Genomic DNA, 12280 nt, shown 5'->3' on the forward strand with positions numbered 1-12280 from the left:
CTTTCGCGAGCAAGCCCGCTCCCACATTTGGAACTGCGGTGCTTTTAGTTCCAGCCAGCCCGATCCATCAACCGAATCGCCTCAGCCTGGCGCTTGCCTGCCACTTCCACCGGCAAGGTATCCGCCACGAACTTGCCCCAGGTCGCCACTTCGGCCGATGGCGGCACGGACGGGTTGGCCGGGAATTCCTGGTTCACGTCGGCAAAGATCTTCTGCGCCTCAGGCGTAGTCATCCACTCCACCAGGGCCTTGGCCGCTTCCGGGTGCGGCGCGTGTTGGGTCAGGCCGATGCCCGACAGGTTCACGTGCACGCCACGGTCGCCCTGGTTCGGCCAGAACAGCTTCACCGCGAGGTCCGGCTTCTGCTTGTGCAGACGGCCGTAGTAGTAGGTGTTGACGATCCCTACGTCGCACTGCCCGGCATTGATGGCTTCAAGCACCGCGATGTCATCGGAGAACACGTCGGTAGACAGGTTGTTGACCCAACCCTTGACGATTTCTTCGGTCTTGGCCGCGCCATGGGTTTCGATCAGGGTGGCGGTCAGCGACTGGTTGTAGACCTTTTTCGCCGTGCGCAGGCACAAGCGGCCTTCCCACTGCTTGTCGGCCAGGGCCTCGTAGGTGGTCAGGTCACCCGGTTTTACCCGGTCGGTGGAGTAGGCGATGGTCCGCGCGCGCAGGCTCAGGCCAGTCCAGGCATGGGTGGAGGAGCGATATTGCAGGGGGATGTTCTTGTCGATCACCGCAGAGGTGAACGGCTGCAGGATGCCCATTTGCTCGGCCTGCCACAGGTTGCCGGCGTCGACGGTCAGCAGCAGGTCGGCGGTGGCATTTTCGCCCTCGGCCTTGATGCGCTGCATCAGCGGGGCTTCCTTGTCGGTGATGAACTTCACCTGCACGCCGGTCTTTTTGGTGTAAGCGTCGAACACCGGCTTGATCAATTCGTCGATGCGCGAGGAGTAGACCACGACTTCGTCGGCTGCCTGCACGGTAGTGCTGCCGATGAGGGTGAGTGCCAGGGCAGTCAGGAGGCGCTTGGGTGCCAACATGGGTGCGGTCTCTCATTTGCAAAAAGAGGCCAAATGATAGGGACTCACATTTGGTAGCGCTTGGTGGAGGCGTTACCAGATGTTGCATAGCAGGGATTTGCGCGGGATGGGCTGGTCCACTTCAAAAGCAGACACATTCCCCTGTGGCGAGCGGGCTCGCCCGCGTTGGGCTGCTTCGCAGCCCCAAAACCAGGCGCTGCGGTTTTTCCGGAAAAAACTCAGTGACTTTACTGGGGCTGCTTCGCAGCCCAACGCGGGCAAGCCCGCTCGCCACAACAGCGACAAAAGCCCATCTGCCCATCTGCCCATCGGGGGCCTATTTCAATTCAGGGCTTGGCGAGGTCTGGCAGGTCGCCGGTGAGGCCGAGGGCCTGGCGCACAAATACGGCCTTGGCTTCGGGCATCTGATCGACCAGTTTCAAGCCTGCATTACGCAACCAGCGCAATGGCAGTTGATCGGCCTGGAACAGGCGTTCAAAGCCTTCCATCGCCGCCATCAGCGCCAGGTTGTGCGGCATGCGCCGACGCTCGTAACGGCTCAGCACCTTCACATCCGCCAGGCGTTCGCCACGTTCGGTCGCCGCCAGCAGCACCTCGGCCAGCACCGCTGCATCGAGGAACCCGAGGTTCACGCCCTGCCCCGCCAACGGGTGGATCACGTGGGCCGCATCGCCGATCAGTGCCAGGCCTTCGGCCACGTAACGCTTGGCATGCCGTTGACGCAACGGCACGCACACACGCGGATCGGCGCAGACCACGGTGCCCAGGCGCCCTTCAAAGGCGCGTTCCAGTTCACGGCAGAAGCTTTCGTCATCCAGCGCCATCAGGCGTTCGGATTCCGCCGGCGTGGTCGACCAGACGATCGAACACCAGTCCTCCTGGCCATCGCGCACCAGCGGCAAAAACGCCAGCGGGCCGGTGTCGGTGAACCGTTGCCACGCGGTACGCAGGTGCGGCTGGCTGCTGCGCACGCTGGTGACGATGGCGTTATGCAGGTAATCCCATTCGCGGGTCGCGGTGCCGGTCAGGCGGCGCACGGCGGAGTTGGCGCCATCGGCGGCCACCACCAGCGGTGCACGCAGCTTGCGGCCATCGGCCAGGGTCAGCAGCCAGTCATCGCCAGAGCGGCGCATCTGCTCCAGGCGTGCGTTGGCCAACAGGCCGAGGTCGCAGTCGTGCAGGCGGTCGAGCAAGGCATCCTGCACCACACGATTCTCGACGATATGCCCGAGCACTTCGGCGTGCACGCTGGCTGCCGAAAAGTGAATCTGCCCAGTGCCGCTGCCGTCCCACACCTGCATCTCGCCATAGGGGCTGGCGCGCCGTTCGACAATGCCCTCCCACACGCCGAGGCGCTCCAGGATGCGCTGGCTGGCGGCCGACAAGGCGCTCACACGGGGCTCGAAGGCCGCGTCATGGTCGAACGGCTTGACGCTCAGCGGGCTGCCGTCGAGCAGCAGCACCTGCAGGCCACTGCCCTGCAACGCCAGCGCCAGCGCGCTTCCGACCATTCCGGCCCCGACAATCAGCACATCTGCGCGCATGTCCATGCTTTAAGCCTGCTTTGCTGGCGGCTTGCGCCGCACGTAAAGGGTTTTGTCGACTCGCGCCACCAGGGTGCCGGAGCCGTCATGTATCTGCACCTTGAGGTGGGGCAAGTATTTCTCGCCACCCTCGGTCTGCCGACGAACCTCCTCCAGCAAGGCTTCGTCGATGGAAAATTCGGCGTACACCGGGCCTTTGCCCGGCGACACGAAGTCGATGCTCGCAGCCTTGTCCCAGACGATGTAGTCGCGGCCCAGGTTCTCCATCAGCATCAGCATGTAGAACGGGTCGACCATCGAATACAGGCTGCCGCCAAACTGCGTGCCGACGTAATTGCGGTTGTACCAGCCCAGGCCCATGCGCACTTTGACGTGCCGAAAATCGGCGCTCATGTGCTGCACGCTGACGCCGGCGCCCAGGTACGGCGGGTACAGGGTCATCACCCAGCGCAGCAGCCGCGCCTTGCCCACACGCTCGATCAGCCACTTACGCATCGGGGCGCGTACCCAGGCCCATCGCCTGACGAGCGAACCAGCGCTTGGCCGGCGGCAGCAGGTCCAGGCCCAGCAGGCCCATGTTGCGGCCCAGCGCCACAAGCGGTTGGGCACTGCCGAAAAGCCGCGTGACCTGGTCGGAGAAGCCCACGGTCAACTTTTGATCCATGCGCTGGCGCTCGCGATACGCCTGCAAGGTCGCCAGGTCGCCCGGCACTGCCGGCCCGGCCAGCAAGGCCTCGGCCAAGGCATGCGCATCGCGCAGGGACAGGTTGAACCCCTGCCCGGCAATCGGGTGCAGGCTATGGGCGGCATTGCCGAGGATGGCCAGGTGCGAACGCACTTGCTCTTCGGCTTCCACCAGGGTCAACGGGTACAGGTGGCGCGCGCCCACTTGCTTTAGGGTGCCCAGGCGGTAGCCGAACACGCCCTGCAATTCACTGAGGAAACTGCGCTCGTCGAGGTTGGCCAGACGCTGGGCGTCCATGCCGATACGGGTCCAGACCAGCGCGCAACGGTTGTCCGGCAGCGGCAGCAGGGCCATCGGGCCGTCATCGGTGAACCGCTCAAAGGCTTCGCCGTTGTGGGCTTCGCTCGGGGTGATGTTGGCGATCAGCGCGCTCTGGTTGTACGGGCGGGCTTTTACGCCGATGCCCAACTGCTCACGCAAACCGGAACGGCCGCCATCCGCCAGCACCGCGAGGTCGCACTCCAGCACGGTTTCATCGTTGAGGGTCAGACGATAGCCGTCGGGCAGTGGCTCCATACGCGTGACTTCCGCCGGGCAGCGCCAGCTCACCACGTCCTTGTCCAGGCCCTGCCACAGGCATTGGCCGAGCCAGGCGTTTTCCACCACGTAGCCGAGGGCCGGTACGCCTTCTTCCAGGGCGGACAGGCGCGCGGTAGAGAAGCGCCCACGGTCCGACACATGAATCTGCTTGATCGGTTCGGCGCGGCGCGAGATGGCCTGCCAGATGCCCAGGCGCTGGTAGATCTGCCGCGCGCCAAACGACAGCGCCGAGGAACGCGCATCGTAGCTCGGCTGGTAACTGTCACCCGGCGCGAAGGGTTCGATCAGCACGATTTTCCAGCCACGCGCCTTGGCCCCGGCCTGCAACGCCAACGCCAGGCTGGCGCCCACCAGGCCGCCGCCGATAATCGCCAGGTTGACCCGGCTCATCGGGCAGCCGCCATCAGCGCTTCAATCTCGGCGACGGTCTTGGGCACGCCGCCGGTCAGAATTTCACAGCCTTGCTTGGTCACCACCACGTCGTCCTCGATGCGCACGCCAATGCCACGCCATTTCTTCGCCACGCTCTGGTTGTCCGGCGAAATGTAGATCCCCGGCTCCACGGTCAACGCCATGCCGACTTCCAGCACACGCCACTCACCGCCCACCTTGTACTCGCCCACATCATGCACATCCATGCCCAGCCAGTGGCCGGCGCGGTGCATGTAGAACGGTTTGTAGGCTTCGCTGGCGATCAACTCGTCCACGTCACCTTGCAGCAGCCCCAACTTGACCAGCCCGGCGGTGATGACGCGCACCGTCGCCTCATGGGCCTGGTTCCAATGTTTGTTCGGCGCGATCTCGGCAAACGCGGCTTCCTGGGAAGCCAGCACGATGTCGTAGATCGCCTTCTGTTCCGGCGAAAACTTGCCGTTGACCGGCCAGGTGCGCGTGATGTCGCTGGCGTAGCAGTCGATCTCGCAACCGGCGTCGATCAGCACCAGGTCGCCGTCCTTGAGCACCGCGTCATTCTGCTGGTAATGCAGGATGCAGCTGTTGCGCCCGGCAGCGACGATGGAGCCGTAGGCCGGCATTTTCGCGCCGCCCTTGCGGAATTCGTAATCCAGCTCGGCTTCCAGGCTGAATTCATGCAAGCCGGCGCGGCTGGCCTGCATCGCCTTGACGTGGGCGGCGCAGGAAATCCGCGCAGCCTCGCGCATCACCTTCACTTCTGCCGCCGATTTATACAGGCGCATGTCGTGAAGCAGATGATCCAGGGCAACAAATTCGTTCGGCGGCTGGGCGCCGAGGTGCGCTTTAGAGCGGATCACGTTGATCCACTCCATCACATGCCGGTCGAACTCGGCATTGCTGCCCATGGCTGAATACACCCGGTCGCGGCCTTCGATCAGGCCGGGCAGGATGTCGTCGATATCAGTGATGGGGAAGGCGTCGTCGGCGCCGAAGTCACGGATCGCGCCTTCGGTGCCGGCGCGCAGGCCGTCCCACAGCTCGCGCTCGGCATTGCGTTCGCGACAGAACAGCACGTACTCGCCGTGCAGGCGACCGGGCATCAGCACGATCACCGCTTGCGGCTCGGGGAAACCGCTGAGGTACTGGAAGTCGCTGTCCTGGCGGTACACGTGCTCGACATCGCGATTGCGGATGGCCACGGCGGCGGCCGGCAGGATCGCGATGCTATTGGGTTCCATCTGCGCCATGAGCGCCTTGCGACGCCGGGTGTATTCCGCTTTGGGGATATGGATCATGGGCAGACGGGTTTCCTTGCTTAGTGCAGCGACGGCTTGGGCGTAGCAGGCTCAGCGGACTTCTTGGTTTCGGTGAACAGCAGCAGCGGCGCGACGCGCAGGTATTCCATGACTTCCATGTAATCGCTTTCGCCGTCTTCGGACTCTTCCAGGGCATCTTGTACCTGGGAGATCGCCGCGAGGTCCTGCAGCACTTCCTGAGCGTCGGTGCTCAGGTCCAGGCCGCCGGCATTCACGCCGAAGCCGTGCAGGAAACCCTGGCACCATTGGCCCAGGGCGGCGGCGCGCTCGGCGAGCGGTGCGTCGTCGGTCGGCAGCAGCAGGACCACGGTGACGTCATCACCGGTCAGTTCGCCCTTGACCATTTCCTGCAGGCCGATCAGCGCATTGCGCACGTTATCTTCTGGCTCTTTCTCCAACAACTCGGCCACATCGGCCAGCCAGTTGTCGGCATCGAAGCCTACGCCGGTGCAGCTGCGGCCCAGCAACACGCCGTGCAGTTCGGCAGGCGAGCATGGGTGACCGCTGGTGCTCAGCAGTTTGGAAAAAGCGTCGTACGGGGAGTTCTGAATGGGCATGGTGAGCTAGGCGCCAGACGGCGCAATGTCTAGAATGGAGCGCTGTATCCTAGCACCGGCAGACGTACCAAGACTATCGAGGGCGTCAGATCGTTTATCCTGCAGTTGCCATTCATCAGACAAATCCAGTGGAACCCAATGGAAGACACCGACCTGCAAGCGCTGATGGCCAGACTCGAATTGCTAATTACCCGGGTCGAGCAACTTAAAAGTCAAAACGGACTCCTATTAGCTCAGGAAAAGACCTGGCGCGAGGAACGCGCTCACCTCATTGAAAAAAACGAAATCGCCCGGCGTAAGGTCGAATCGATGATTTCGCGCCTGAAGGCCCTGGAGCAAGACTCATGAGTTCAAGCAATAGCGTCACCGTGCAGATCCTCGACAAAGAGTATTCGATCATCTGCCCCCAGGAAGAGCGCAACAACCTGGTGAGCGCCGCCCGCTACCTGGATGGCAAGATGCGTGAAATCCGCAGCAGCGGCAAAGTGATCGGCGCCGACCGCATCGCCGTGATGGCCGCGCTGAATATTACCCACGACCTGCTGCATAAGCAGGAACGCCCTGACGTGCAGGCCAGCGGCTCGACCCGTGAGCAGGTGCGCGACCTGCTGGAACGTGTGGATCTGGTCCTTTCCAGCGATTCAGACACACCCAAGGGCTGATTGCCGCGACGGTTTAAGGTATACTCGCCCCACTCCCTGGCGTGCTTGCCAGTCGGCGATGTCCCGGAGCCGATTCGCACTACCCTGGAAGTTGCACGTTGGGCTGGTGTGCATGTCCGCTAGACGGAAAGCCTTAAAGCCTACTGCTTCTTCCACCTTGAACTTTCGGGTTCAAGGGCTTAGTCGACAGCGGTTCTGTCGGGGAGCCTGAATTCCCAAACTCAATGCCAGTCCTCGGACTGGCATTGTTTTATGAGCCGAAAAACCATGACCGAACCTGCGCCGCTTTCCCGTCCGCAACTTCGACGCATGTTGCGCAACGCCCGCCGCGCCCTCACGCCGAGCGAGCAGCGCCAGGCCGCCCAGGGCCTGTATCGGCAACTGGCACAGCACCCGCTGTTTCGCCGGGCCAAACATATCTCTTTGTATCTACCGACGGACGGTGAAATCGATCCGCGCCTGCTGCTGCGTGCTGCGCAGCGCCGGGGCAAGGCCACCTACCTGCCGGTGCTCAGCGCCTGGCCCAGGACCAAGATGGTGTTCCAGCGCGTACGGCCTGGGGAAAAGCTGCTGCCCAACCGGTTTCGCATTCTTGAGCCCCGGGTGAATATCAGCCGGCAACGCAAGGTGTGGGCATTGGACCTAGTGTTGCTGCCGTTGGTGGGGTTCGATGACACGGGGGGGCGCCTGGGCATGGGCGGCGGCTTCTATGACCGCAGCCTCGCTTACCTGGCCCGTCGCCAGAGCTGGCGCAAGCCAACCTTGTTGGGCCTGGCCCATGAATGCCAGAAAGTCGAGCGGCTGGTGCAGGCGAGCTGGGACGTGCCGCTGGCGGGCACTGTCACCGATAAGCAATGGTATATCGCAGAGACGCCACTGGAATCAGCGGCGCCTTGAAGAAGGGTTAACGCTTGAACGGTTGCGGTTGCTGCTGAGTCAATTCAACAGGGGCATCTGTCTTGTTCGACCACAGGCTTTGCGCATACCCGGTGGTCACGACACCCAGACCAAACAAAATCACCAAAATCCATAGTAAATCCGGCTTACGTTGCATCCATTGCCCCCCTCAGGCACCTCGCACACTGTGATTACAACGGTCCACAGTAGCCCGTTGCAGCGGTGTCAAGCTTAAAATCCCGGCATTCTGCGTTAACGTGAACCAACACGCAAACCTTGACGCCAACCGACTGTCGGTTTGTCATAAAATTGCCCGACAACTTGCCCACTGCCTTTTTCAGGAGCCCAAAAATGGCCTACTGGCTAATGAAATCCGAGCCCGACGAACTCTCCATCAAGGGTCTGGAAAAGCTCGGCGAAGCGCGCTGGGACGGCGTACGCAACTATCAGGCGCGTAACTTCCTGCGCACCATGGCGGTGGGTGATTCGTTTTTCTTTTACCACTCCAGTTGCCCCGAGCCGGGTATTGCCGGCATCGGCAAGATCGTCGAGGCAGCCTACCCGGACCCCACCGCCCTGGAGCCGGACAGCCACTATTTCGACGCCAAGGCCAGCCCGGAGAAAAACCCGTGGAGCGCAATCAACGTGGCCCACGTGGAAACGTTCCCCAAGGTGCTGGGCCTGGGTTACCTCAAGCAGCAGACGGCGCTGGCCGAACTGCCCCTGGTGCAAAAGGGTAGCCGCCTCTCTGTGATGCCGGTTACGGCCGAGCAATGGTCGGCGGTACTCGCGCTGCGCTAAAGCGATGCGAGAGTCAGCGGGGTGTGCCGGGCATGCTCGCGCTGACGGTAATCGGGCTGTTGTTCTTTGCGATGGCGCTGGCCAGGTTGCGTAAAAGCCTGGCGTCCTGAGCGGGAAATACGCGCACGCATACCTGTCCGAACGGCCAGTCGTCGCACGCGTCGGGTTGGGGCAGAATCACTGCCCCGCCCACTGAACAGGAAGGCCGCGTGTCCGGCAGCGCTCCCCCTTGCAAGCACGCCTACACGCCCGCCATCGACGGCTTGCGTGCGATCGCCGTGCTCAGCGTGATCCTCTTCCACCTGGATTTCGTCGACTGGCTGCCGGGCGGCTTTACCGGCGTGGACATGTTTTTCGTGATTTCCGGGTATGTGATCAGCCAGTCGCTGTGGGTACGTCGCGAGTTGACCCTGGGCCGCTACCTGGCGGACTTCTACAGGCGCCGCCTGTTGCGCATCATGCCCGCCCTGCTCGTGGTGCTGAGCGTCAGCAGCGTGCTGTCGGCGATGCTGATGCCGCCTTTCTGGCTCAGCGACCTGTTCAACAGCACCGGTCTGGCGGCCTTTTTCGGCCTGAGCAATTTCGTGCTGGCCTGGAACACCGACACCTACTTTTCGCCGAGCGCCGAACTCAATCCTTACCTGCATACCTGGTCGCTGGGCGTTGAAGAACAGTTCTACATAGTCTTCCCGGTCCTGTTCTTTATTTGGCTGCGCGCTGGGCACCGCGCTGTTTACGCCCGCGCGTTGCTGCCACTGGCGGCCCTTGCCTCGCTGCTGGTGGCCGCTTATCAGGTGAGCGCCCAACCGCTGTCGGCGTTTTACCTGTTACCGGGGCGGTTCTGGGAGCTGGCCGCCGGCGCGATATTGTTTCAGCTCATGTTCACACGCGGCCCGGCACGGCGCCTCGCACCGTGGTTGCTGGCCGGTGGTCTTGTGCTGGTGATGACGGGCTTGCTGGTTGCCGATCCGCGCCAGTTTCCGTTCCCTTGGGCGTTGGTGACGGTGGCAGGTTCGCTGCTGATGATCGCGGGGATCGTGCAGCGCGGCGACAGCCCACCCGGCCCCTTGCAGCGTCTGCTGCAAACGCCATTGCTCACCTACACCGGGCGGCTGTCCTATTCGCTGTACCTGTGGCACTGGCCGGTACTGGTGTTGCTGCGCTGGACCACCGGGCTGGAGTTGCTGGCGGTACAGCTGCTGTATCCGTGCCTGGTGCTGGCGCTCGCCGCAGCGTCCTACCACTGGATAGAAACACCCGTGCGCAGCGGCAGGTCGGCTATCCAGCGCAGCGCATGGCTGACGCTGGCCATTACCGTGCTGGTGACAGGCCTGCTCTGGCGCGGCGCAGTATGGGTATCCAGCGACCCCACACGCCTGTCCATCAGCCAGACCCGCGACACCTACACCTGGTACGCCTACAAACATTATCCCCAGGAAGCGTTCGAGACGCTCGACGACCCGGCCCTGGCTGGCCGCCAGTTGTTTGTCATAGGCGACTCGCACACAGCGGCTTATCGCACCTTGTTGAACCTGGTTTCGCTGAAACTTGGCATCAAGGTGCAGGACTATGAGCGCGGCGGTTGCAGCGTGCTGAGCCTGATAGGCCCCGACCCGGCAAACTGTGCCGTGGCCCGCGAAGCCCAGCTTGAGGAGATCGAGGCGCGTGCCAGACCAGGGGACATCGTGTTCCTGGCGTCCTTGCGCATGCCGGAGCTTGCGGGGCGCGAATGGAAGCAGGGTGAACAGGCGATGGTCGATGAGGCACTGAGCGAACTGACCCCCACGGCTATCGACGCGGCGCGCATCGACGCCCAGGCGCTTTTAAGCCGATTGCAGGCGGCGCGCCTGACCGTGCTGATCGACGCGCCCAAACCGCTGTTCAAGGCTGCACCCAACCGTTGCTCGGATGGGTTCAACCGCATGAACCCGGTCTGTGCGCCGGGCCTGAGCATGCAGCGCGACCAGCTTGAACGGCTGCGTGCGCCGCAAATACACTTGCTGCAACAACTGAGCGCCGAGTATCCGGCGTTGCAGGTCTGGGACCCGTTACCGCTGCTGTGCCCCGGCGCGACTTGCTCGGCCTATGACCAGAACGCCAAGCCACTGTATTTTGACTCCAACCACCTCAGCGGCCACGGCAACCGCGTGCTGGAGCCAGACTTCACGGCGACCTTGCTGCGAATCTGGAGAGCGACGGCGCCGCTTACTGAATGATCAGGTTGTTGAACAACAGGTCTTCCACCACCGGCTTGCCCGTTTCGTCGTTCATCACTTGCTGGGTTTGCTTGAGGGCTTCCTGACGCAGCTTTTCCTTGCCGTCGACGGTGCTCATGGTTTCGTTGGTCTGCTGCGTGAACAGCGCCACCAACTGGTTACGAATCAAGGCGTCGTTGGCCTTTACCGCCGCGGCCGCTTCGGTGCCGGTCACGCGCAGGGCGATATCGGCTTTAAACACCTTGAGTTTCGCCGTGCCATCCAGGCCATAGTTGCCCACAAAGGGCGGGCTCAGGCTGATATAGCTGACCTTGGGCGCCTCGCCTTCTTTGGCCTCTTCGGCCTGGGCTGCCATCGGCAAGGTCAGGGCCAGCATCAACAGGATCCACGCTTTCACAGTTCATTCCTCACATTCGGTTGCCGGGTAGCATAACGCTAGCAAGGCTAAGCACAAGCTTATGGCGACTTATCAGGCCCGGGCATGCTCGTTGACCCACGGGCTTACCCTCCTACACTTATCGGCCACGACGCCAAAAGGAATAGTCCGATGAAAGCTGTGCTGTGCAAAGCCTTCGGCCCCGCCGAAACCCTGGTGCTGGAAGAAATCGCCAGCCCGGCGATCAAGAAGAACGAAATCCTGCTGGACGTGCATGCTGCCGGGGTCAACTTCCCGGACACCCTGATCATCGAGGGCAAGTACCAGTTCAAGCCGCCCTTTCCGTTCTCGCCGGGTGGCGAAGCGGCGGGCGTGGTCAGCGAAGTGGGGGAAAAGGTCAGCCACCTGAAAGTCGGTGACCGGGTCATGGCGCTCACCGGTTGGGGCAGCTTTGCCGAACAGGTCGCGGTGCCGGGCTACAACGTGCTGCCGATCCCGCCGAGCATGGACTTCAACATCGCCGCCGCCTTCAGCATGACCTACGGCACCTCGATGCACGCGCTCAAGCAGCGCGCCCACCTGCAGCCCGGCGAAACCCTGTTGGTGCTCGGCGCTTCCGGCGGTGTAGGCCTGGCCGCCGTGGAAATCGGCAAGGCCATGGGCGCCCGCGTGATCGCTGCAGCCAGCAGCGCCGACAAACTCGCCGTGGCCAAGGCTGCCGGCGCCGATGAGCTGATCAACTACAGCGAAACCAGCCTCAAGGATGAGATCAAGCGCCTCACCGACGGCAACGGTGCCGATGTGATCTACGACCCGGTGGGCGGCGACCTGTTTGACCAGGCCATTCGCGCCATCGCCTGGAATGGCCGCCTGTTGGTCGTGGGCTTTGCCAGCGGGCGCATCCCGGAGCTGCCGGTGAACCTGGCGCTGCTCAAGGGCGCGGCGGTGGTCGGGGTGTTCTGGGGGGCGTTCGCCCAACGCCAACCGCAGGACAACGCGGCGAACTTCCAGCAATTGTTCACCTGGTATGCCGAGGGCAAGCTCAAGCCGTTGGTGTCGCAGCTGTATCCGCTCGAACAAGCTGCCCAGGCGATCAATGATCTGGGGCAGCGCAAGGCCGTGGGCAAGGTCGTAGTCCAGACTCGCTGACAGCCTTGAAATGC

15 protein-coding genes and 1 other RNA gene are annotated in these 12280 nt (G+C 62.9%); 7 read left to right on the plus strand and 9 right to left on the minus strand.

The genetic code is table 11. The annotated features are described in order from the left end of the window. Positions 1-44: 44 nt before the first annotated feature. The 6 genes from GIW02_RS10795 to GIW02_RS10820 all read right to left on the minus strand — a co-directional run bounded on the left by GIW02_RS10795 (position 45) and on the right by GIW02_RS10820 (position 6165). On the minus strand, positions 45-1049 hold the full coding sequence (locus GIW02_RS10795; protein WP_236410743.1) for an extracellular solute-binding protein: 1005 nt from the start codon (positions 1047-1049) through the stop codon (positions 45-47). Positions 1050-1375: 326 nt separating this feature from the next. Further along, the gene (locus tag GIW02_RS10800) at positions 1376-2593 is read right to left on the minus strand and encodes a 2-octaprenyl-3-methyl-6-methoxy-1,4-benzoquinol hydroxylase (RefSeq protein WP_236410762.1); all 1218 of its coding nucleotides are present in this window, start codon (positions 2591-2593) and stop codon (positions 1376-1378) included. A gap of 9 nt (positions 2594-2602) precedes the next feature. Further along, a complete protein-coding gene (locus GIW02_RS10805) occupies positions 2603-3088 on the minus strand; it encodes a DUF4442 domain-containing protein (RefSeq protein WP_236410742.1) in 486 nt (161 codons plus the stop codon). After that, on the minus strand, positions 3081-4268 hold the full coding sequence (gene ubiH, locus GIW02_RS10810; protein WP_236410741.1) for a 2-octaprenyl-6-methoxyphenyl hydroxylase: 1188 nt from the start codon (positions 4266-4268) through the stop codon (positions 3081-3083). Before ubiH ends, GIW02_RS10805 begins: the two co-directional genes overlap by 8 nt. Further along, entirely contained in the window at positions 4265-5587 is a 1323-nt protein-coding gene (pepP, locus tag GIW02_RS10815) for a Xaa-Pro aminopeptidase (RefSeq protein ID WP_236410740.1), read from the minus strand. The genes ubiH and pepP overlap by 4 nt, the downstream gene beginning before the upstream one ends. A 20-nt stretch (positions 5588-5607) precedes the next feature. After that, positions 5608-6165, minus strand: a complete 558-nt coding sequence (locus GIW02_RS10820) for a YecA/YgfB family protein (RefSeq protein WP_236410739.1) — start codon at positions 6163-6165, stop codon at positions 5608-5610. A gap of 138 nt (positions 6166-6303) precedes the next feature. Here GIW02_RS10820 and GIW02_RS10825 point away from each other — a divergent pair, with 138 nt between their 5' ends. From GIW02_RS10825 to GIW02_RS10840, 4 genes are all read left to right on the plus strand, one after another. Beyond that, on the plus strand, positions 6304-6513 hold the full coding sequence (locus GIW02_RS10825) for a TIGR02449 family protein (RefSeq protein WP_007982902.1): 210 nt from the start codon (positions 6304-6306) through the stop codon (positions 6511-6513). Beyond that, positions 6510-6827, plus strand: a complete 318-nt coding sequence (locus tag GIW02_RS10830; RefSeq protein ID WP_159937738.1) for a cell division protein ZapA — start codon at positions 6510-6512, stop codon at positions 6825-6827. The genes GIW02_RS10825 and GIW02_RS10830 overlap by 4 nt, the downstream gene beginning before the upstream one ends. A gap of 30 nt (positions 6828-6857) precedes the next feature. Next, positions 6858-7036, plus strand: a non-coding RNA gene (gene ssrS / locus GIW02_RS10835) — 6S RNA. A 58-nt stretch (positions 7037-7094) separates the two neighbouring features. Beyond that, a complete protein-coding gene (locus GIW02_RS10840) occupies positions 7095-7724 on the plus strand; it encodes a 5-formyltetrahydrofolate cyclo-ligase (RefSeq protein WP_236410761.1) in 630 nt (209 codons plus the stop codon). A 7-nt stretch (positions 7725-7731) separates the two neighbouring features. Here the strand turns inward: GIW02_RS10840 and GIW02_RS10845 are convergent, their stop codons facing one another. Next, positions 7732-7881 (minus strand): hypothetical protein, encoded by a 150-nt coding sequence (locus GIW02_RS10845; protein ID WP_092355790.1) that lies wholly within the window; start codon positions 7879-7881, stop codon positions 7732-7734. A gap of 194 nt (positions 7882-8075) precedes the next feature. On the opposite strand from GIW02_RS10845, the gene GIW02_RS10850 reads away from it, so the two are divergent. Then, positions 8076-8525 carry an EVE domain-containing protein gene (locus GIW02_RS10850; protein ID WP_236410738.1) on the plus strand — a complete coding sequence of 150 codons (450 nt, stop codon included), beginning with the start codon at positions 8076-8078 and terminating at the stop codon, positions 8523-8525. A gap of 13 nt (positions 8526-8538) precedes the next feature. On the opposite strand, the gene GIW02_RS10855 is transcribed toward GIW02_RS10850, so the two are convergent. Next, complete coding sequence (locus tag GIW02_RS10855) at positions 8539-8706, minus strand: hypothetical protein (RefSeq protein ID WP_236410737.1); 168 nt, start codon at positions 8704-8706, stop codon at positions 8539-8541. A gap of 28 nt (positions 8707-8734) precedes the next feature. Here GIW02_RS10855 and GIW02_RS10860 point away from each other — a divergent pair, with 28 nt between their 5' ends. Next, complete coding sequence (locus GIW02_RS10860; protein ID WP_236410736.1) at positions 8735-10741, plus strand: acyltransferase family protein; 2007 nt, start codon at positions 8735-8737, stop codon at positions 10739-10741. Here the strand turns inward: GIW02_RS10860 and GIW02_RS10865 are convergent. Further along, a complete protein-coding gene (locus GIW02_RS10865; protein ID WP_236410735.1) occupies positions 10731-11138 on the minus strand; it encodes a flagellar basal body-associated protein FliL in 408 nt (135 codons plus the stop codon). The genes GIW02_RS10860 and GIW02_RS10865 overlap by 11 nt on opposite strands. A 150-nt stretch (positions 11139-11288) precedes the next feature. On the opposite strand from GIW02_RS10865, the gene GIW02_RS10870 reads away from it, so the two are divergent. Next, positions 11289-12266: an NADPH:quinone oxidoreductase family protein gene (locus tag GIW02_RS10870; RefSeq protein ID WP_236410734.1), complete on the plus strand. Its 978-nt coding sequence runs from the start codon at positions 11289-11291 to the stop codon at positions 12264-12266. The last annotated feature ends 14 nt before the right edge of the window (positions 12267-12280 follow it).

The organism is Pseudomonas syringae, assembly GCF_021606685.1.
Taxonomy (GTDB): Bacteria; Pseudomonadota; Gammaproteobacteria; order Pseudomonadales; family Pseudomonadaceae; genus Aquipseudomonas; species Aquipseudomonas syringae_R.